At 55.1% G+C, this 21,135-nt stretch carries 21 protein-coding genes; 17 read left to right on the top strand and 4 right to left on the bottom strand.

Annotation, left to right across the window (positions count from 1 at the left end; all coding sequences use genetic code 11):
- Positions 1-32 precede the first annotated feature (32 nt).
- Genes ACZF99_RS13130 through ACZF99_RS13085 form a run of 10 tightly spaced genes read left to right on the top strand, consistent with a single transcriptional unit; the run spans position 33 to position 10,503 of the window.
- Entirely contained in the window at positions 33-1,556 is a 1,524-nt protein-coding gene (locus ACZF99_RS13130; protein WP_483605498.1) for a protein kinase domain-containing protein, read from the top strand.
- Between the two features lie 18 nt (positions 1,557-1,574).
- The gene (locus ACZF99_RS13125; protein ID WP_483605496.1) at positions 1,575-2,531 is read left to right on the top strand and encodes an SAF domain-containing protein; all 957 of its coding nucleotides are present in this window, start codon (positions 1,575-1,577) and stop codon (positions 2,529-2,531) included.
- A 14-nt stretch (positions 2,532-2,545) separates the two neighbouring features.
- The gene (locus ACZF99_RS13120) at positions 2,546-3,235 is read left to right on the top strand and encodes a hypothetical protein (protein WP_483605494.1); all 690 of its coding nucleotides are present in this window, start codon (positions 2,546-2,548) and stop codon (positions 3,233-3,235) included.
- Complete coding sequence (locus ACZF99_RS13115) at positions 3,232-4,074, top strand: hypothetical protein (protein ID WP_483605492.1); 843 nt, start codon at positions 3,232-3,234, stop codon at positions 4,072-4,074. Before ACZF99_RS13120 ends, ACZF99_RS13115 begins: the two co-directional genes overlap by 4 nt.
- Positions 4,075-4,077: 3 nt before the next feature.
- A complete protein-coding gene (locus ACZF99_RS13110) occupies positions 4,078-5,919 on the top strand; it encodes a P-loop NTPase family protein (protein WP_483605491.1) in 1,842 nt (613 codons plus the stop codon).
- A complete protein-coding gene (locus ACZF99_RS13105; RefSeq protein WP_483612455.1) occupies positions 5,909-7,999 on the top strand; it encodes a hypothetical protein in 2,091 nt (696 codons plus the stop codon). The genes ACZF99_RS13110 and ACZF99_RS13105 overlap by 11 nt, the downstream gene beginning before the upstream one ends.
- Positions 8,000-8,022: 23 nt before the next feature.
- Complete coding sequence (locus ACZF99_RS13100; protein WP_483612453.1) at positions 8,023-8,514, top strand: ABC transporter permease; 492 nt, start codon at positions 8,023-8,025, stop codon at positions 8,512-8,514.
- Positions 8,515-8,554: 40 nt separating this feature from the next.
- Positions 8,555-8,971: a hypothetical protein gene (locus ACZF99_RS13095; protein ID WP_483612452.1), complete on the top strand. Its 417-nt coding sequence runs from the start codon at positions 8,555-8,557 to the stop codon at positions 8,969-8,971.
- A 10-nt stretch (positions 8,972-8,981) separates the two neighbouring features.
- Positions 8,982-9,524 carry a hypothetical protein gene (locus tag ACZF99_RS13090; RefSeq protein WP_483612450.1) on the top strand — a complete coding sequence of 181 codons (543 nt, stop codon included), beginning with the start codon at positions 8,982-8,984 and terminating at the stop codon, positions 9,522-9,524.
- Positions 9,511-10,503, top strand: a complete 993-nt coding sequence (locus ACZF99_RS13085; protein WP_483612448.1) for a hypothetical protein — start codon at positions 9,511-9,513, stop codon at positions 10,501-10,503. Before ACZF99_RS13090 ends, ACZF99_RS13085 begins: the two co-directional genes overlap by 14 nt.
- Before the next feature lie 52 nt (positions 10,504-10,555).
- Here ACZF99_RS13085 and ACZF99_RS13080 read toward each other — a convergent pair whose 3' ends face one another.
- On the bottom strand, positions 10,556-11,305 hold the full coding sequence (locus ACZF99_RS13080; protein ID WP_483612446.1) for an SDR family NAD(P)-dependent oxidoreductase: 750 nt from the start codon (positions 11,303-11,305) through the stop codon (positions 10,556-10,558).
- 141 nt (positions 11,306-11,446) lie between these two features.
- On the opposite strand from ACZF99_RS13080, the gene ACZF99_RS13075 reads away from it, so the two are divergent.
- From ACZF99_RS13075 to ACZF99_RS13065, 3 genes are all read left to right on the top strand, one after another.
- A complete protein-coding gene (locus tag ACZF99_RS13075; protein ID WP_483612444.1) occupies positions 11,447-12,325 on the top strand; it encodes a LysR family transcriptional regulator in 879 nt (292 codons plus the stop codon).
- 34 nt (positions 12,326-12,359) lie between these two features.
- Positions 12,360-13,412, top strand: a complete 1,053-nt coding sequence (locus ACZF99_RS13070; RefSeq protein ID WP_483612442.1) for a MoeB/ThiF family adenylyltransferase — start codon at positions 12,360-12,362, stop codon at positions 13,410-13,412.
- 97 nt (positions 13,413-13,509) lie between these two features.
- Complete coding sequence (locus ACZF99_RS13065; protein ID WP_483612440.1) at positions 13,510-14,187, top strand: winged helix-turn-helix domain-containing protein; 678 nt, start codon at positions 13,510-13,512, stop codon at positions 14,185-14,187.
- 112 nt (positions 14,188-14,299) lie between these two features.
- Here the strand turns inward: ACZF99_RS13065 and ACZF99_RS13060 are convergent, their stop codons facing one another.
- Positions 14,300-14,809, bottom strand: coding sequence for a C40 family peptidase (locus ACZF99_RS13060; protein ID WP_483612438.1), 510 nt, complete (start codon positions 14,807-14,809; stop codon positions 14,300-14,302).
- 278 nt (positions 14,810-15,087) lie between these two features.
- Positions 15,088-15,729 carry a thiamine diphosphokinase gene (locus ACZF99_RS13055; RefSeq protein ID WP_483612436.1) on the bottom strand — a complete coding sequence of 214 codons (642 nt, stop codon included), beginning with the start codon at positions 15,727-15,729 and terminating at the stop codon, positions 15,088-15,090.
- Positions 15,730-15,875: 146 nt separating this feature from the next.
- Here ACZF99_RS13055 and ACZF99_RS13050 point away from each other — a divergent pair, with 146 nt between their 5' ends.
- Positions 15,876-16,562, top strand: coding sequence for a trimeric intracellular cation channel family protein (locus ACZF99_RS13050; protein WP_483612434.1), 687 nt, complete (start codon positions 15,876-15,878; stop codon positions 16,560-16,562).
- A 102-nt stretch (positions 16,563-16,664) separates the two neighbouring features.
- Here the strand turns inward: ACZF99_RS13050 and ACZF99_RS13045 are convergent, their stop codons facing one another.
- Positions 16,665-17,393, bottom strand: a complete 729-nt coding sequence (locus ACZF99_RS13045) for an alpha/beta hydrolase (RefSeq protein WP_483612432.1) — start codon at positions 17,391-17,393, stop codon at positions 16,665-16,667.
- A gap of 258 nt (positions 17,394-17,651) precedes the next feature.
- Between ACZF99_RS13045 and pdhA the strand changes: the two genes are divergently transcribed.
- From pdhA to ACZF99_RS13030, 3 genes are all read left to right on the top strand, one after another.
- Entirely contained in the window at positions 17,652-18,719 is a 1,068-nt protein-coding gene (gene pdhA / locus ACZF99_RS13040; RefSeq protein WP_483612430.1) for a pyruvate dehydrogenase (acetyl-transferring) E1 component subunit alpha, read from the top strand.
- A 50-nt stretch (positions 18,720-18,769) separates the two neighbouring features.
- Complete coding sequence (locus tag ACZF99_RS13035) at positions 18,770-19,750, top strand: alpha-ketoacid dehydrogenase subunit beta (RefSeq protein ID WP_483612428.1); 981 nt, start codon at positions 18,770-18,772, stop codon at positions 19,748-19,750.
- A gap of 92 nt (positions 19,751-19,842) precedes the next feature.
- Positions 19,843-21,135 carry a dihydrolipoamide acetyltransferase family protein gene (locus ACZF99_RS13030; protein ID WP_483612427.1) on the top strand — a complete coding sequence of 431 codons (1,293 nt, stop codon included), beginning with the start codon at positions 19,843-19,845 and terminating at the stop codon, positions 21,133-21,135.

The raw sequence follows: 21,135 nt of genomic DNA, 5'->3' as shown, positions 1-21,135 counted from the left end.
TTCCTTTTTTTGCGTTCAGGAAAGGAGGCGTCATGGCAAGGTTCGTTCCCAAGCTCGCTGCGGGCGAATTGTTGGCCGGACGATACCGGATCGAGCAATTGATCGGGCAAGGCGGCATGAGCCGGGTTTATTTGGCTGAAGATCTGAAGCTGCCGGGGAAGTTTTGGGCCGTCAAGGAATGTTTCACCGCGCCCGGAGAACCGGTAACCGTCGCGAAGGAGGTCAGGCTGCTGATCACGCTGAATCATCATCGGTTGCCGCGAATCGTCGACTTCATTGATCCGGACCTGGAGGGTTATTCCTATATCGTCATGGATTATATCAAGGGAGTTCGATTGGACCAATTCATCCGGGCGAGGGAAGGACGGATTCCGATGGAGCTGCTGGTCCGCTTCGGTCTTCAAATCGCCGAAGGGCTGCGCTATTTGCATCGGCATGATCCGCCGGTCATCCATCGGGACGTCAAGCCGGCCAATTTGCTGGTCGACGACAAAGGCGAGCTGCGGTTCGTGGACTTCGGTATTGCCCGTACCTTCTCGATCGACAAAACGGAAGATACGGTTCAGCTCGGGACGGTTGGCTTTGCTGCGCCGGAGCAATACGGCGAACGCCAAAGCGACGCGCGGACCGATCTTTATTCCTTGGGCGCCGTTCTGCTTTATATGGGGACGGGGGGACGGTATTCGCTCTGGACGTCCGAAGCAGCGGCGGCGCTGCGCGAACAAGGGGGCGAGCGGATCCTGCCGATTGTAGACCGGCTGCTGCGGGTTCGGCCCGAAGACCGCTACGCCTCGGCGGAGGACGTTAGCGAAGCTCTCGTTTCGCTGCTGCGGCAACCCGGCGGGGCGAGGTTCTCGGATCCGGCAACGCCGGAGCGGGGGGCCGGCTTCATCGATTACAGCGGGCGCCCGGTTTTGATCAGTCTCGTCGGCGCCTCGGCCGGCGCAGGGACGACCCATACGGCCATCGCCCTGGCCCATTTGCTGGGCCGAAGCATCAAGAAGGTCGCGGTGGTGGAGATGGATCCGAAGTCCCCGGCCTTCTCCCGTTTAGCCAGGCACCTGGAGGAGGAAGCGCCCATTGTGGACAGGAGCGGGGGGAGACGTTTTCGCATCGGCCATGTGACCTATGCCCGATTAACGTCCCGCGCGGATTACATCTCCTTGCTGTCCGAAGGCTTCGGTTGCGTCGTTTGTGACCTGGGCACCGGCCGAGACAAGGAGCTGCTGGAGGAATTCCGCCGCGCGGATCTCTCCATCATCGTCGGCTCCGGGGCGGAGTGGAAGGCCGAGGAGCTGGAGCGCTGCTCCGAAGCGGTTGGCGGTAAGGCTCAGACTCCGCCAACATGGAGATTTTGCGTGCCGTTCGCTTCGGCCGCCAGCTTGCGGCGGATCCGCAAACGGCTTCACACCAAGGGCGTGTACGGGCTTCCCGCGGATGCGAATCCGTTTGATCCCGCGCCTCCGATGTCCGCCGCGCTGCAGGAAGTTTGCGAGAGTCTGCTGAGCAAACCCAAACGGGCGGGCCTCGGGTTCCTGGTGAAATCCAAAACGTAGAAAGGATGTGGCTGATCGATGCCAAGATTCAGGCAAAAAACAAAACAGTTGCTTCTATCCGGAATCATCGGAGCTGTGGCGGCAGGCGCGGTGTTCACGGGGGTTGCCGTTGTGCGGGAAAGACAAGTTCACGCCGCCAGGGCCGCCATGGTTCAGGAATATGAAGCCCGGCTGGCCGGCTTGCGCCGTCAGGCGGAGCAGCGGACGGTTCAGGGATGGGTGCCGACCCGGGATATTCCCGCCGGCAACCGGATCGGGGCGGACGATCTGAAGCGGGTGGAGTTGCCGGCCGACAGCGCGCCCGAGGATCTCTTGATATCGCAGGTCGAAATATCAGGGAAATACGCGAAAATATCGCTTCGGTCACTGACGCCCCTGACAGAAACGCTGCTTTACGAGGAAGAACCGGTCCCCGATGATTTGCGCTGGCGGGAAATGGCCTTCGTCCAGTTGCCCGGCCAATTGAAGGCAAATGACGTGATTGACGTCCGGATTCAATTTCCGACCGGCCAGGATTATATTTTGCTGTCCAAAAAGAAGGTGAAGGCCCTGAGCGCCGAAACGTTGACGGTGACGCTCGGCGAAGCGGAAATCCTCTCGCTGTCGAGCGCAATCGTGGACGCTTATTTGCATAAAGCCTCAATTTATGCACTCGCATATGTCGAGCCGAATCTGCAAAGCAAGCCGGTGCCGACGTACCCGGTAAATGAAGGCGTCATGGAGCTGATCCGCAAAGACCCGAATATCGTGCAGAAAGCGGAGAATTCGCTCCGTCTCAGCAACACGGCGCGGTCCGGCCTGGAAAGCGACTTGTCTTCGATGTCGCCGCAGCGGGCGTCCGAGTTCGCGAGTGGTCAGACCCAGGCGCTACGGTCGAGAACGGAGGTTCCGAATGGAAATATCCCGCCCGGAAGCCTCGTTTCGGATGGAACGCCAGCGGAATCCGACCGGTTTGAACTCGATCCGGCGCAATGAGAGGAGAGTATGGAATGAAGCGATGGTTGTTCGTAGGCAAAAGCGATAAACGCGACCTTGTATTGTACTTATGCAGCGTATTGGCCGCGGCCGGCTCGAAGGTTCTGTTAACGGACGGTACGGAGAACGGCAAATATCGGTATTCGATCGGCGGAGGGGAGGCCGACCTTCCGCTCATGGAGTTTTACGGTTTTGATGTAGCGACGGGGGGAGCGGGCGGTATGCATCCGGAAACATCCCCCGCTTACGATTACGAATTGATGGATGTCGAAACGCTCAACGGAGTTACCCCGGAGCTGTTCGTTACGGCGGATGACATCGTCTGGGTAACATCGTTCGACCGGTACGAGGTAGAGGCCAGTGCTCAGTGGTTCCGCAGCTTGTTTCACCTCTGGCCGCAACTGCGCGGGTTGTCCGTACGGCCGGTCTTTGTCCGTACGGTCGACAGCGGCGTGACAAGCCGCTTGATCCTGAGCTTGCTCGACGGGCTTCCGTTGGAATGGCGTTCCGCGGAACTTTGCATTCCCTGGAGCGAGTCGAATCTGGCCGCCCTTTTGGAGAACGAACATGCCCAGCGTCTACGCCTGGGCGGCCTCTCCCGCGCTTACAAAAGAGCTCTGCGCAACCTGCTCCGCGGGCTCGCGGGTTGGGATGACGCCATGACCAAACGCGCCGTGCGCCAGGCGGAGAGGAGACAGGCATGAGCCGGTTTGTTTTTTGGGACGGCGGTCTCGGCGGCGCCGCCGAAGCTGCTGTAGCCACCGCGGTAACGCTGGCGCTGCGACATCCGCAGCGGCTGCTCCTGGTTAATGAAGGGCCGGCCGGCTCCGGCCTGGAGGAAGGAATGCGGCAGACCGTCCGCCTGCACGGCGATACTTACGGAGGGGAGGCGATCCCGGAGCATGGCCTCGATGCGCTGCTTCGCCTTCAGGCAAGCGGGCGGCTTGCGATAAGCAATTTTGCCGATTATACCGTCCCGCTGCTGCGCGGGCGTCTTGATCTGGTGTGCGGGACGCGTTTAGGCGAATCGACATGGAAGGAAGCCGACAGGGGGAGCGTCGCCGAGGTGCTGGCGATGGCGGAGCAAGCCTACGATGGGCTGGTTCTTTGTGCGCAGGGCCAGCGATTAAGCGAGGTGTTGCGGAATCGGCGCGAAGGCGACGTGTTGGTGGCGGTGCAGCCGCACCGGCTTGGCCTATTGGACGAGCGGTTTGCGGAAATGACCTCGTGCCTTGGCGCTCAGAAGACAAAAGCGATCTTCGTTATCTCGCCCTACGATTCCCGGTCCCGCTGGGGGCTGAACAATTTGAAGCGCCGCCTTCCTTCCGCGCTGCCGATGATCGGCATACCGCGCCACACCGAATTTTCCGACGCCTGGAACGACCGAAATATCTTGGCGTATTTTCGCAAATATCCGCTTTGGCCGAAACGGGGTGGAGACCGCGAGTTTCTTCTCAAAGGATACCGCGAATTGGGGAATAAGCTGATGGAGTTAGCGGCGGAAGCGGGCGCATCCGATTCAATGAAGGAGAAGGGGGCGTAGACAATGAACGGGCTGATGAACGGTTTATTGATCGCGTTCCTGATCCTGGCGGCGCTGCTCTGGATAGGGTACAAAGTCCGAACAAAAGGGGGAAGAGGGCCTGCTCGGCCAAATGGCCGGGATTGCTACGAGCTTTCGGTCATTGCGGCCTACGTCAAGGAACGGCTGCATGAGCTCAGCCGTTCGGCCGGTCAGGATTGGGGCATGAGCGAGGAGGCATGGAACCGCAAAGCCAAAGCGCGGGCGGAGCTCCGTCAGGCCCTTCGGGGATGCACGTACGGGGATCCGCAGGATAAACAGTATATTAAGGCGTTTATTCGCGACATGCTGGCGGGCGATTATGGAATCGACGAACATCAGATCGACCGGATTCTGCCGTTCCAGCGCCGGGAGCTATTAACGGCCCAAGACCGCTTCGACATCGTATTGTACCTGTACAAGCTGCGTTATGGTGCCGACGGGCTGACGCAAATGATCGAAGATTACTCGCTGGACGATCCGAAGCCGCCAAAAACGGCCGACGGTTCCCCGGTGTACGAAATTACCGGCGATGACCTTGACCGCGTTTTCTTCCTGGAATACCGCGCGCTCACATTCCAGGAGAAGCTGGAGATCGTGGTTCAGCGCGTGTACCAGATGTATAAAGGCTTTTCGGTTGTGGACGAGCTGCGGGAAATGCGGATCGACGGACTGAGCGGCGGCGTCAGCGGGATACCGGACGGTTATACGGCGAGCAAACCGGCCCATAATGCCGCCTTTGATCATACGGGAAACGATAGGGCCATTCCTGGCATTGACGTGGACGTGGACGGCGAACGAATCACTCACACATGGGATAGCGTCTGGATTTTCTACAAGGGCAAAAGTATCCGTCTGGCCTTTCTGTCCTTCGGTAGCGAAGCGGAATTAAAACGCGTTTGCCAAAACATTTACAAGTTTAATCTGCCCGGCCAGCTGTCGGAGGCGAATGGGTATAAGGTGAACGAATTGAAGGACGGTTCGCGGATTGTGGTCGTTCGGCCGCCTTTTGCGGAGACGTGGGCGTTTTTCGTACGGAAGTTCGATGTCCCCGGCGCTTCGCTGGAGTGCTTGATCCAAGGCGATCATGCCGAGCTGCCGCTCGGTTTGTTGAAATACTTCATGAAGGGAAGCCGGATTACCTCGATTACCGGTTCGCAAGGCTCGGGCAAAACAACGCTGCTGATGGCGATGGTCAAGCATATCTATGCCTCGTATACGCTGCGCGTGCAGGAAATGTCCTTCGAGCTGCATCTGCGGCGCTTATACAGCGGGCGCAACATTCTTAGCTTCCGGGAAACCGAGTACATTAGCGGACAGGCCGCCTTGGACTTGCAGAAAAAGACGGACGGCACCGTCCATATCCTTGGAGAGGTTGCGACCGACGAGGTTGCCGCCTGGATGGTGCAGATGGCGCAGGTGGCCAGCTTGTTCACCTTGTTTACGCATCATGCCAAAACGTTTCGCGATTTGATCGAGTCGCTGCGCAACTCGCTGCTGAAAACCGGCATGTTCCGCGACGAAAAAATCGCCGAGCTGCAGGTCGCCACGGTCATCGACTTCGACATTCACCTGCGCCGCGATATGACGGGCCAGCGTTATATCGAACGAATCACGGAATGCTGCCGCCGGGAGCCGGAGAATGCGGCGTATCCAAGCGGATACGAGGAGCGGGTGATTATGGAATATCGGAACGGGCGTTACGTGGCCGTCCAGCCGATTTCGCTTCAATCCCGCGCGGCTATGGCCCGGGAGATGCTGCCGGAAGACGCCGCGGATTTTGAGCGGTTTGTCGGCTCGTATTGGGGGGAGACGGTTGGAGCTTAAGACGATCCTGCTGCTGGTGCTTGGGATTTCCATGAGCGGTTGCGTCGGCTTCTATGCCGCCGGTCGGTTGATGGGGAAGAGGGAAAATCCGTTATGGGCGGATGCTTCGGGGCCGGCCGGTGCGTCTTCCGAGCAACCGCTGCGCCGAATCAAGCTTGGGCTTTCCGCCTTCTTCCTCCAGTCGTATGCCGTGTGGATGAAGGTACCGCCGCTCAGGCATTATGCCGGAAAAGTCCGGATGCGTTTGGCGGTCATTCATCCCTATGACGAGCCGGAGCTAAGGCGCCAAACGATGAAGTTCTCCTACGGGATCACGGGGACGGTTGCCGCTTCGATCGCGGTGTTGACTGCGCTGAATCCCGATTTGATGTTCTTCCTGTCGCTGTTGATTGCCGCCGCCGTTCTGCAAGGCCTGGTGCTCGACGGTTACGTCAATCGTCTGGAGACCAAGCTGCTTGAACAAACGCTCGGTTTTTATGCCGCCGTACGGCATGCGTACCATCGGCACGGTATGGTATCGGACGCGATTGAGGAAGCCGGCGAGGCAGTTGGACGCGAAATCGGGGTTCATGCCCATTGGATCAGCGAAGCGCTGGGGGACGCGAATCCGGACGTGGCTCTGGAGAAATATTACGAAACGGCGCCCAGCCGTTATTTGAAAGCCTTCGCCGGCATTTCCCGGCTGGTGTCGGAATACGGCGACCGGAAACGCGCGGAAGGTTCAATGTACCTTCGCGGCATTAGCCGCTTGACCGGCGAAGTTCAATTGGAGCTTATCCGAAAAAAACGTCTGGATTATTTGTTAAAAGGGCTGCACGTCATCGCATTGCTGCCGGTCTTTTTTACGAAGCCGGTTGAGATGTGGGCCAGAGGGCATTTCCCTTTGATGGATTCGTTTTATTTAAGCAAAGCGGGGATGTTGATCAAAGCCGGTCTTTTTCTGACCATATTGTTCAGTTATGTGCTGCTGCAAAAGCTGAAGAGCGAGGAAGAGACGGCCTATCGCGCGAAACCGGCAAACCGGCCGTGGGAAGCTCGGGTGTATGCGCATGAAGCGCTTGGCCGCATTTGCCGCCGCTTGGTTCCGCCGCTCGATTCCATGGCTTATCATCGGATTTCCCAGCTGTTGAAGGAGACGAACCATCGGCTGCGGGTCGAATGGTTTCAGGTCAGGCGGATAAGCGCTTTTGTCTTGGGTTTTGTCGTTACCCTTGGCGCGTTCCTTGCGCTCCACCATTTTGCGCAGCAACGCATTCTGACGGAACCTCCCGCCGCTGCCGCCTTTTTTGGCGCCTTGCCGAAGGATGCGATTGAAGCCGGACGCCAGGATGCCGAACGGGATGCTGCGGTGATGCGGGAGCTGGGGATGTCGGCGTCGGCCGGTTATGACGAGATCGCCCGCTCCGTCTCCGCTTTGCACGCGAGCGGCGGGGAGAGGGCTTCCCACGAAGCGATATCGGAAACCGCCCGGCGGATCATGGGCAAGCTGGAGCGTTGGAATCGGGAGTATCTCAAGTGGTGGGAGGTTGCCCTGTCATTTCTCGCCGGGTTGGTGGGTTACCAACTGCCGCTTTGGACCGTGCAATTCCAGCGTTGGATGCGGAGGATGGACATGCGCCATGAGGTGTATCAATTTCTGACGATGATCGCCATCCTGCGGGAGCTGGAGCGCATCTCCGTGGAAGAAATCCTGGAGTGGCTGGCCGCATACGCCGTGATCTTTCGGATACCTCTGGAAAAATGCATGTTAAACTACGGCCATGACCCCGAGGCTGCGCTGCTGGAGCTGAAGGAGGAGATTGTGCTGGAGGAATTCCAACGTCTGGCGGACAAGCTGCTGCTGGCGTCGGAGAAACTTACGGTCTTCGCCGCCTTTGACGATCTGGACAGCGACATGTCCTATCAATTTGAGCGGCGGCGCCTTGATTACGAGAAAGCGCTGGATGTCAAAGCCGGTTGGGGTCAAATCATCGGATTTACCCCGATGTATGCGCTGGTGTTCGCCTATTTGGTCATTCCGCTGATCTGGATGAGCTTTGAACAGATGGGCTTGTATTTCGAACAACTTCAAAAATTATAAAGATTTAAAGGAGGCATTTATCGATGAACAACGCTTCATCCGCTTTAAAAGTCGCGGCAGGTATCTTTTTGACGATTGCTTTGATTACGATCGTCGTCATCTTGTTCGTATCTGCGCAGGAAGCCACCAAAACGGCGCAAAATAGCTTCTCCGACATCCAGACCGAATTGTCCCAGGCTTCATTTACGGTGTATGACGATACGACGGTCAGCGGCTCGCAGGTCACCAACGCATTGCGAAAATTTAGGGATCGCGACCAATTCGGAATATTGGTGAAAACCGGGAAGAACAGCGGAGGGGAATGGTATGGGGATGTGCTCATCATCAATGAGCCCGAATCATCCCAGCGATACGGTTCCGTGAACGGGCCGAGCTATGCCCCCATCAGCAATGCTTGGGACGAACGGCTGAATGAATACGTCAATCCGAGCGGTAAATTCAAAGCGAAAGTGGTCAAGGACAGTTCCAATGTAGTCCGCGGATTGGTATTTACGCAAACGACGCTAATTCCGTAAAGATGGCGGTTTGGAGGCGCAGGCCCAAATGTTTAGCCACGTGAAAAGCCTGATATGGCTGGTCTTCGCCGTCAGCTCATTTCTGGCGGCGGCGCTTTATACGCTGGAGATTGCGGTTGAGCAAAATGAATCCTACGATGCGCTGGCTGCACGGATGCACGGTGCCGAACGAAGCGTGTACGGCCATGAAGGAGATGCCGATTTCCTGGACTTCGCAAGCGAAACGTATACCGGTCTTGAGATCTTGCATCGGCTTCCGGACTGGAACGAACTCGGGATGGAGATTGAGGTCAGCGGCGAATTGCTGAACGCACCCCCGGGCGCTCCGCTGGAGGACGTATTGGAGCAAAGCCGCAAACGCGCTTTAGCCGTGTTGGATTTGCGCGCGGATTATGTTGCGGAACGCGTTTACGATGTATCCGGGAAAGAGATTCGCGTTATTTTTCGCAGAAAGTAGGTGGCTGGGGATGGTCAATGCCTTGTCCAAAATAACGGCCGCACTGTTGGCCGTGCTGCTCTTGTTTCTGTATCCGGCCCTTCAGGCGGCGCAGCGGCAAGAGGACATCCGGTATTTGGCGGCGTATCGCACGTTGGTTCAGTTTACCGATGCCGTTCGGAACAAAGGGATGGTGACGCCGGCGATGTATGAGGATTTTATCCGCGAATTGGAAATCACCGGGGGGTGGTATGAAGTTGAATTGGAGCACCGGCATAAGACCTACCATCCGGAATACGGCGATCCGGCCGATCCCGGAACCTTCCTGAACGATTTCAACGTTGTTTACGACGCGTTCTACACATCGGATGTCTTGCGGGTAATGTTTCCAACCGGTACCGGGCAGCAGGGTGAGCCCTACATGCTTCAGGAAGGGGATTTCTTCGCCGTCACGGCAGTTGATTGTTCCCGCAGCCCGTTTGATATTTTATCGGAGTTTCTGTATAACGGTGCAGGCCAAACGAATCCGTCTCAGCTATCGTACGGGGGGATGGTGTTGAATGAAGATTACTGATTGGGCCGTAATCTTTGTGTTGATCGTCACTCCGTTTCTTTGGCTGAGCGGCCAACGGGCCGAGAATCTACGGGAAGTGAACCGCCTCGAAACCCGGTATACCGCCGCGCTGCGCACGGCCGTTCAAGACGCGGCTCTTGCGTTGAACCGCAACGAGCTGCAGCAATACGAAAGCGGATACGGATCGGCAAAATGGATGCGTGCCGATAAAGAGCAAGCGCTGGCCGCGTTGCTTCGGAGCTTGTATTTAAACTTTGGCATCGCGGACGATCCGTTAGGCCAGCAGGCGTTCCTCGGTTATATCCCGGCGGCTGTCGTCATCGATTACGACGGCTACTTCATCTATGCGGCCGATCGCGTACCGGACAGCGATACAATCATTTACCGCTGGCGAGATAAGAAGCCCTATACCTATGCGGACGCAGACGGGAACAGCATCGCTTTTACTTTGGACGGGGAGGTGACGGCCTACGATGCAGCGGCGGATCTTTGGGTCAGCGGACCGCAACCCGAGGTCAAGTCGGCGGTCTCCATCCCGCTGCTCCAGAGCGGCGCGGAATTTGAGGCCGTTCGGCGTGCCACGATCGTTCGCCGGATTGAGGAGGATTTGGCCCAAACGATTCGTCTGCATAATTTGCTCTCCGCGAAGCTGGGGGTGCATTATACGTTTACGCTGCCGGTCATCCCGCAGGAGGAGTGGAACAACACGCTGAATGACGTCGGCATTCTGGTGTTTCTGCAAGGGATCCCGGTGGGGGATCGCCATTACAACGACTATGCGTTAGGCGGAGGGAGGCTGGAGCGAACGCCGGTGATTCTCGGAGCGACCGATCCGCTGACGGGGCTGAAATACTACTACCGGGAGTCCTGTCCTGAAGCCCGAAGGTTGGGTTACCGTGAAGAAGAGATTTTCCCGGATGAACGAGGCGCAGCGGCAAGCGGGTACTTTCCGCTCGATTGCCGAACGAGCGGGCCGTGAAAATGGGAAGAAGGGGGCGTACTGGACGGCCCCTTCTTCAGCTATTGCTTGGTTATTTGAAGGAGGCATATCCTTCGTCCGCCATGACGACACTGCCGTTAATGGCGCTGGCTTCGTCAAGCGTCAGCAAATAGACGGTATCGGCGACTTGTTCCGGCAAGGTCAATTTGTTGCCCATCACTTTGGACTTTACCAAATCGATCATGCCTTTGTCTTTATATCCTTGAATAATCGGAGTGTCAACCGCGCCGGGCGCTACGGCGATCACGCGGATGCCCCAGTCCGCCATCTCCAGAGCAGCGGATTTGGTCATCATGATCACGGCGCCTTTGGAAGCATGGTAAGCGAAGGTGCCGGGAGAAGCGAGGAAACCGAACACTGAGGCGGTGTTGATGATCACGCCTTTGATGCCCATTTCGCGCATTTTTTTGCCGGCAGCGATGATGCCATAGGCAACGCCGTGCTGGTTCACCTGAATCACCTGATGATAATCGTTTAAATTTTGATCCAGTACCGGCGTAATTCTCCCGATCCCGGCATTATTGAACATAATATCGATTCTCCCGTAAACCTCCACGGCTTTTTCCACCAAAGCCTCAACTTCTTCATATTTCGAAACATCGGTTTTGACGAATATCGCTTCCCCTCCATTTGCCTTAATTCGCTCGATTACTTCTTGTCCACCGGCTTCATTAAAATCAGCCACAACGACCCGATCCCCTTTGGAGGCAAAGGTGTATGCGCTTTCTTTTCCGATTCCGCTAGCTCCTCCGGTAATGACGGCAACCCTGTTTTTTTGCATGAGCGCTTCTCCTGTCTTTTTTGATATTTATCAAGTTCTATACTATGATTGTAACAAAAGTCATTGTTAAACTAAATTTATATATAATTAGTATCAAATAAGATTCACTTAAGAAGTTGCTCAAATCCGGGAGGGGATTCCATGAATTTGGAGCAGTTGGAGTATATTGTAGATGTAGCCAAAACGAATTCGCTCACCAAAACGGCGCAAAACGCCCATGTGACTTTGTCCGCAGTCAGCCAGTCCATATCCTTGCTGGAATCGGAACTCGGACTCGTATTATTCAACCGTTCGCGGGGTGTTGGTGCCGTTCCGACGCCGGAGGGAAAGGCGATCATAAGCCGAGCTGCGGAGATCCTGGACAAACTCGGAGCGCTCCGCGCCGAAGCGAATTCCTATCTCGACAGGCTGAGCGGAGAATTGGTCATTGCGACGATCCCCGGTCCGATGCATTTATTAATGGAAGCGATCGCCGACTTCAAGAAGGATTATCCGGAGGTCAAGATCCGCATCTTCGAGCAAGGCTCCAAAGAAATATTGGATGAACTGCATCGCGGCGTCATTGACATCGGGTTTATCGCATTGACTTCCGATCTGCTCGACCATAACAAAACGCTGCATTTCGAAAAACGGTTTACAGGAAAAATGGTTGTCGGTGTCCCGAAAACTTCCCTGCTGGCCTTGGCAAAGACGATGAAGCCGGAACAACTTGTCGGGTATTCCCTGGTACTGTATGACGATGAGCATATACGCGATGACTTGACCGCAAGATTGGCGGAATATGGGGAGCCGGACATCTTGTTCGCCACCAACAATGTGCAGGCGATTCGAAGCGCGGTCAGGGAAGGGCTTGCGCTTACGGTCGGAGTGGATTATTCTTTCGAAAGCGGCGGAAAAGCGGATATCGTGCCGGTTGAGCTGGATCTCCCGGATTTTAAGCCCGTGTATTACGGCTGGGCGATTCCAAAAGGCAAACAGGCCTCTGCGATAACCAAATGTTTTGTTCGCCGATTAGAATAAAACCAAGATTCGAACGCAGGAGAGGAGACCAAGAATGGAAATCGATCAGGAACATCAAGGGAAGCAACCGGACCGTTATTCACGGCAAAGGTTGTTCGTTCCGATAGGCAGTGCCGGACAGGACAAGCTGGAACAGGCGAAGGTGCTGATCGTCGGAGCGGGCGCGCTGGGCACCGGCATCGCCGAGACCCTGGTACGGGCGGGCGTCGGACATCTCGTCATCGCCGATCGAGATTACGTGGAATGGAGCAATTTACAGCGGCAGCAGCTCTTCTCCGAAACGGATGCAGCCGGGCGCGTGCCGAAAGCGATTGCCGCCAAACAGCGGTTAGCCGCAATCAACAGCCGGGTACGCATCGATGCCTACGTGATGGATGTCGACCCGGAAGAACTGGATGGCTTAATCCCCGGCGTCAACCTGATTATGGATGCCACGGATAATTTCGATACCCGATTGATGATCAACGATATATCGCAAAAATACCGAATTCCCTGGATATACGGAGGATGCGTCGGAAGCTACGGGATCACCTACACGATCCTGCCCGGCGAAACGCCTTGCTTGAACTGCTTGCTCGGAACCGTTCCGCTCGGCGGGGATACCTGCGATACGGTGGGCGTGATTCCGCCGGCCGTACAAACGGTCGTGGCCCATCAAACGACGGAGGCGCTAAAGCTATTGACCGGTCATCCCGAGGCCTTGCGCGGTACGCTGCTCACCTTCGACTTGTGGCGGAATGAACAAGCTTCAATCAAGGTCGGATCGGCCAAGCGGGAGGACTGTCTTTCTTGCGGTAGCGAAGCGACTTATCCGTATTTATCCGCAGCCAGCCATCGGAAAACGGAGGTGCTCTGCGGCAGGGACACGGTGCAGATCCGTCCGGCGGCCAAACGAAAAATCGGGCTACAGGAGATGGCGGAGAAGCTGCGCCGATTGCAAGAGGGGACGGTAGAAGTCAATCCGTTTTTACTTTCCTACTCGATCGGAGAGCGTCGGCTGGTTCTGTTCGAGGACGGGCGGGCGCTGATCCACGGGACGCAAGATTCGGCGGAAGCCAAAACCATCTATGACCGTTATTTAGGTTAAGGTTGATCCTTTTGACGCCGGCAGCACCCGAATGGTTTGCCGCAGGAATGACCATCTTAATTAATGGATTGGCATATGCAGGTAAGGTGGTTGCGCGATGAAAAGGTACATCATGCTTGTGTTGGAGGACCCTGCAGAGGGGGAACGAATCAAAGCCGGTTTGGAGGAAGCGGGCTACCGGATTAGTTGGAAGCGAAACGGCGTTGGCGTATTTCGACTGTTGGAGGAAGATCTGCCGGATTTACTGCTCTTGGGGACGGATTTGCCGGACGACGCCTCGCTGGTTCTTCAGGAAGGGATGGGGCGTTTTGCCGCGTTTCCGATTATTCTTCTGTTGAAGGAATGGAGCACGGAGTCGGTTGTCGCCGGCTTTGCCCGGGGAGCCAACGACGTGGTCCGGGTTACGATTCCCCTGGCCGAGCTTTATGCCCGGGTTGGCCATCTGATTTCTCTGTTCAAGCGGCTGGGCGACGGCTCCTTAACCGAGCTGTCCTTTGAGGATTTGAGGATGGATCTGCGCAGCCGCAAGGCGTGGAGAGACGGAGAGCCGATCAAATTGACGCCGAAGGAATTCGATCTGCTGCTTTTTTTAATGAAGCGTGCCGGGAAGGTGTGCGGGCGGGACATGATTTTGCAGCAAGTATGGGGGTACGACTTCGCTACGGGAACGAATGTGGTGGATGTGTATATTCGCCATTTACGCAAAAAAATTGACAGCGGCCACACGAAGAAGCTGCTTCATACGATTCGCGGCACCGGATACATGCTGGGATAAACGGCAAATAACCCGGCGATCGTCCCGCCAGGTTTTGATAGGGTCAAAAAGCCGCTGCGATCAAATGATCCTTGCAACGACTTCTTGAATAAGGGGATTTAGGCTTGTCCGATTACAGGACGCGGCGAGCCTTCAGATACGTTTTCTTCCAGTTGCCGGAGTTCAAATTGGAGATCGTTACTCCGGGTTTGCCGTAAGTGTGCAAAATTTTGCCGCTGCCCATGTAGATGGCTACGTGCGTAACGTTTTTGCCGTTAGCCCGGCTGCCGCTGGAGAAGAACACCAGATCGCCGGCTTTCAGATTCGACTTCGATACGGCATAACCGGCTTTGGCTTGCGCGGCGGAAGTGCGAGGCAAAGTGACGCCGTACTTTTTGAACACATATTTCGTAAACGAAGAGCAGTCGAATACTCGGGTCGTGGACGTGGATGCCCCAAATTTGTAAGGCGTGCCCAAAAATTTCTTGCCGTAGTTTACAACTTGCGTTCCTTTGGAAACGGCAGTGCTGGTTGCGGATTGGGCTTGTACAGGTTCAGCCCCGCCGGCAAGCAGCGTACTGAAACCGATGGTGGACGCAAGTCCGACCGTCAATACTTTTTGGAATAAGTTGCGTTTATTCATGTTGTAATACCTCCAAAATTCTTGTTGTTGGATCGGTTCGTAAGTGAGTATAACAGATTTGTAATCTCCTAATATCTGGTATAAACCCCTAAAAACCTTGCGTCTCAACGGTTTGGCGGCGATTATTAAAATCACATTAAAGTTTACATTTTTTTAAGATGTCGAGTATTTCATAGAAAAACAGCATGTAAAAAACCCTTGAAAACTCAAGGGTTTTTGCATACATTTCACGTTTTAAATCAATGACAAAAAGGTTACAAAAATGAAACATATTTAACTCAGTCCCGGCTTTGAATGATGAGGAGCCATCCTTCGTCGACATGTACCGTTCCGGTGGAAGCGGCTAATTGGTTGCTGACCGCTAGGGATTGCCCGATCCTGAGCGTTGCGTTATGTAAGGGGTACAGGAATCCGTCCAGCGTAATGCCGGTAACGACGGGGCTGAGCGGAAGCAGGGAGACATAGGTATATCCGCGCTCTTCGACCCGGCAGACCGATCCGCACAGCGTAACGTAATTATGCTCGTCCCAAATCGCGCAGGCGATCCCTTGCTCCGTCGCCGGCAGCAGCATATGAAGGTTGGCCAGCGTATGATCCAACCGTGTTCCGATTACGCCGATGAGCACGATTTCCGCGGGATTTCGCCGAACGGCAAGGTCAAAGGCCAGTTCCGTATCCGTCAAGTCCTTGTCGACCGGATCGCACGTCAGAAGCTCCTTGCAGTTATTGCGGATAAGGGCCAACTCTTCTTGGCTCACGGAATCGAAATCGCCTACCGCCATATGTGGCTTGATTCCGTGTTCCACCAGGAATAAGGCTCCGCGGTCAGCTCCTATCAGAAAATCGTCCGGACGAATTTCCCGGAGGAACCCCGGATCTAAGCGCCCGCCGGCAAAAATGAGAACCCGGTTGTCGATCATTTCTACTCTTCCTTTCGTCACAACAAAATCCTTTGCTCCAGATAGTAGTATAATTCAGATTTTAGGGTTGCACAATTTCACCTTAAGGGCCTACAATGGGGATTGATAAAATAGCTTACAGAGAAAGGCAGAGAAGGACGGAAGAGATGCACATCTTTGATATCTTTAGCATCATCGGGACGGTCGCTTTCGCCATGTCCGGCGCGTTCGTAGCCATGGAAGAGGAATACGACATCCTTGGCGTGCTGGTGCTGGGTCTGGTGACGGCTTTTGGCGGCGGGATCATCCGCAACGTCTTGATCGGCGTTCCGGTAACGACGTTATGGGGACAAGGGGATTTGATTTTGCTGGCTGTATTGTCCGTGTTTGTCGCCTTCGTGCTGCCGATGCCATGGGTTCGCCATTGGAAGCGGACGGAGGTGCTGTTTGACGCTATCGGTTTGTCGGCATTTGCGGTCCAAGGGGCGTTATACGCTACGGAGATGAAGCATCCGATGAGCGCTGTGCTGGTAGCTGCGGTCCTTACCGGCATCGGAGGCGGGATCATCCGCGATCTGCTGGCCGGGCGTAAGCCGCTGGTGCTGCGGGACGAAATTTACGCCGTATGGGCGATGCTGGCGGGGCTGGCGATCGGTCTGGGCTGGTTCCGCTCGACGGTGGAATTGATTCTGCTGTTTGTCGCTGTCGTCTGCTTCCGAATGCTGTCCGTTCATTATAAATGGAAGCTGCCCAGACGGTCTTTGGCAACGGGAAATATTTATATCGGGGCGGAAGCGAAGGCCGAGCCAAAAACCGAACGGGCCCTCGTGCAGGACCAGACCCAGACTCCTTAACGCGCAGTCAGACGGCAATGAAAGACACCAAGAGAGGCTGTCCGAAGTAGATGAACGTTTCTACGCCTGGACAGCCTCTGATTTTCCGACAGCATGAAAGCGCTATTTCAGAAAGTGGATCAACGCGTCGGGCAGCTCTTGCTGCCAAAATCCCCATAAATGTTTACCGTCCTTCTCATAGTAGGCAACCTGGGCTCCGCGTTCCTCGAGCAGCGCTTTGGCCCTGCGATTCAGTTCGACAAAATTATAGGTACCCGTATCGGTGGTATAATGGTCCTCCTGCAATCCTACGATCATGAAGAGCGACAAATAGGAAAGGTCGGTCTCCTGAGCGAGGATTTCCAACGACGGTTCATAATATGCTCCGGACAAGCTGATGATTTTGGAAAACAGTTCAGGGTTTTTCATAGCGAGGTGAAGGGAGACGGTTGCCCCCAATGAATCCCCGGCCAGCACCCTTTCCTCGGGTTCGCGGCGAACCGGATAATTGCGTTCGATAAAGGGAATAATTTCTTCCGTAAAAGTGCGCGTATAGGCGTCAAAACGGTTTCCGAACGGGGCATATTCCTCCGTGCGCACCGAGGTATTCACCTCCACGCCCACGATGATGAAAGGCTCGAGGCCTTCGTCCAGGATCAGGCGATTGGCGTGCGTCGCAATGCGTCCGAAGTTGAAAAACTCCTCACCATCCTGGCAGTAAATGACGGGGTAGCTCAGGATTTCGTTATACCCGGGAGGAAGGTAAACGCGAAGGTATCGTTTCTCCCCCAAGTACCGGCTTTGGATTTCCTCTTTAATGATGGTTCGTTTCAAATAATTCGAATCCGTCATGGTTTTACACACACTCCCAGTTATATGGATTTTGCTTTTGCCTTCTGGATCAAGTAACATTTACCATGAAATAGGGATAACGTTAGCTTACCACAATATAGGTTCGTGTTATACTATTTTTGAAAAACTGTTACATACACAAAAATAAAAATATAACACAATAGACCCTAATTCCTTTGACTTCTAGGATGAAACAGGAGTATAATAATTCTATAACAGAGGAGCAAGTTAATCAAATTTTCAGTCGAGGTGAAAAAAATGAGCAAGATTCCTTATGAAGTATACACGGAAGAAGTCGAAGCTTTGACCGTGCTCTCGCCAGACGGTGAAATCGTTAACAAAGATAAAGTGCCGGCGTTGTCCGACGATCAATTGAAAGAACTGATGTATCGCATGGTATTTACGCGTACTTGGGACGAACGCGCGATCAACTTGGGCCGTCAAGGCCGTCTCGGCTTCTACGCTCCGGTATCCGGACAAGAAGCGACCATGGTAGGCAGCGAATTCGCCTTGGACAAAAACGACTTTGTCTGCCCGGGTTACCGCGATATGCCTCAGCTCGTATGGCATGGTCTTCCGCTGTACCAAGCTTTCCTGTATTCCCGCGGCCATCAGCATGGCGGACAAATTCCGGAAGGCGTCAACGTACTTATGCCTCAAATCATTATCGGCGCACAAGTGCTGCACGCGATGGGGATCGCGATGGGCTTCAAGCTCAAGAAGCAAAAACAAGTGGCCATTACTTACACCGGTGACGGAGGCTCCTCGGAAGGCGATTTCTACGAAGCGCTGAACTTTGCCGGGGTGTTCAAATTGCCCGTGATCTTCTTCGTGCAAAATAACGGCTACGCCATCACGACTCCGTTCTCCAAACAAACTGCGGCGTTGTCGATCGCGCATAAAGCGGTTGCTGCCGGAATTCGCGGCGTGAAAATCGACGGGATGGACGTGTTCGCCGTCATCAGCGCGGTGCAGGAAGCCGCCGAACGCGCCCGTAATGGCGAAGGCGCGACTTTGATCGAAGCGGTCACTTACCGGTTCCGTCCACACTCCTTGTCCGACGATACTTCGAAATACCGGACGAAAGAGGAAGAAGGACAGTGGAGCGAGAAAGACCCGATCGCCCGCTTGGCCAAATATTTGGAAAAGAAGGGCCTTTGGACCGAAGAAGATACGGCTCGCGTGAAGGAAGAAGCGAAAGCAAAAGTCAACGAGCAAATCAAAAAAGCGGAACAAACGGAAAAAATGACGATTCCGGGTCTGATCGACAGCATGTTCGAAACAACGCCAAAGCATCTGGAAGAGCAAAAAGCCGATTTTCAATAATTGCGTACGTGTAAACTAGTCTGATCGTTCTATAGAGGAGGATACAAGCAATGGCACAAATGAATATGAAAGAAGCGATTCGCGACGCCATGCGCGTCGAGCTGCAACGCGATCCAAACGTTCTGATTTTCGGCGAAGACGTAGGTAATGTCGGCGGGGTGTTCCGCGTAACGGAAGGCCTGCAAAAAGAATTCGGGGAAGAGCGCGTCATGGATACGCCGCTGGCGGAATCGGCCATCGGCGGGATGGCGGTAGGCCTGGGGATTCAAGGTTTCCGTCCGATCGCGGAAATCCAGTTTGTCGGCTTTATTTTTGAAGCCTTGGACCAAATTCTCGTACAAGCGGCCCGGATGCGTTACCGCTCCGGCGGACGTTACCACGCGCCGATCGTGTTCCGCACTCCTTTTGGCGGCGGCGTTAAAGCGGCCGAATTGCATACCGACGCGTTGGAAGGCCTGATTGCCCAAACGCCGGGGATCAAGCTGGTCATTCCTTCGAATCCCTATGACGCGAAAGGGTTGTTGATTTCTGCCATTCGCGATAACGATCCGGTCTTCTTCATGGAGCACTTGAACCTGTACCATGCTTTCCGCGACGAAGTGCCGGAAGGGGAATATACGGTCGAACTGGGCAAAGCCAACATCGTTCGCGAAGGTTCCGATGTAACGATTCTTGCCTACGGCCTTATGGTTCATACCGCCGTCAAAGCAGCGGATGAGTTGGAGAAAACCAAGGGCATCAAGGCTGAAGTCATCGACCTGCGTACCCTCGTACCGCTGGATATCGATACGATCATCGCTTCCGTGAAGAAGACGAACCGCGCGATCATCGTTCAAGAAGCGCAAAAATCGGCCGGCATCGCAGCGGAAGTCATCGCGCAAATCAACGAGAAAGCGATTCTGCACCTCGAAGCTCCCGTGCTTCGCATCGCTCCGCCGGATACGGTATATCCGTTCGCGCAAATCGAAGACCAATGGCTGCCGTCCCCGGCTCGCGTAATCGAGGGCGTTAATAAAGTGCTAGAATTCTAAATCGAAGAAGAAATAGCCTATGCTTCCGAAGCAAGTTTTGCTTGAAGTTGATTCAAGGCATGGGCTCACAAAACTTTTAGGAGGTCTTTCCTGTGGCAAAGTTCGAATACCGTTTTCCAGAGCTTGGGGAAGGTTTGCATGAAGGCGAAATTATCAAAATGCATATTAAACCCGGCGACAAAGTAACGGATGAAGATATCATCATGGAGGTTCAAAACGACAAGGCGGTCGTAGAAGTACCCTGCCCGGTTAACGGGACGGTTCAAGAAGTGTTTGGTGCCGACGGTGCGGTATTCCGCGTCGGCCAAGTCGTAGCTGTGATCGATGCCGAAGGCGACATTCCGGATCAAGGCGACGCACCGGCGCATGAGGAACCGCAAGCCGCTGCCTCGCAAGGCGCTGAACCTTCCAATACGCCTGTTCCGGCTCCTGCGGCACCGCCGGCCGCTCCGGCCGCGTCTAACCGCGAAGTGCTGGCAACGCCTAGTGTGCGCAAATTCGCTCGCGAGCAAGGCATCGACATTGCTCAAGTTCCTGGCACCGGCAAAGCGGGCAAAATCACCCGCGAAGATGTGGAGGCCTTCAAGAACGGCGGGGCACCGGCAGCAGCGGCTCCAGCGGCCAGCGCTGATGCAGCGGCTGCGGCACCGGCAACGGCGGCTCCTACGGCAATCCCTGTAGGCGCCGACGAGGAGCGCGTACCGTTCAAAGGGATCCGCAAAGCGATTTCCAACGCCATGGTCAAATCGGCTTATACGGCTCCGCACGTCACGATCATGGACGAAGTGGACGTCACCGAGCTTGTGGCTTTCCGGACGCGCATGAAGCCGGTAGCGGAGAAGAAAGGCATCAAAGTGACTTACCTGCCGTTCATCGTCAAAGCGCTTGTCGCGGCTGCGCGGAAATTCCCTGCGCTTAACGCTTCGATCGATGACGCGAACAACGAAATCGTGTATAAGAAGCACTATGACATCGGGATCGCGACCGATACGGATAACGGCTTGATCGTTCCGGTCATCAAAGACGCCGACCGCAAGAGCATTTGGATGATTGCCGAAGCGATCTCCGATCTGGCGGCCCGCGGCCGCGAAGGCAAGCTCGCTGCCCATGAAATGAAAGGCAGCACGATTTCGATCTCGAATATCGGCTCCGCCGGCGGCATGTTCTTTACGCCGATCATCAATTACCCTGAAGTGGCGATCCTTGGCACCGGCCGGATCAGTGAGAAACCGGTTGTTCGCGACGGCGAAGTCGTAGTCGCTCCGGTCATGGCTTTGTCGCTTAGCTTCGACCACCGTCTGATCGACGGCGCAACCGCGCAAAACTTTATGAATTATATCAAACAGCTGCTCGCCAATCCTGAGCTGCTCGTTATGGAGGTGTAA

The organism is Paenibacillus sp. JL3B1040 (assembly GCF_057063165.1).
This window is presented reverse-complemented; position numbering and strand designations above follow the sequence as displayed.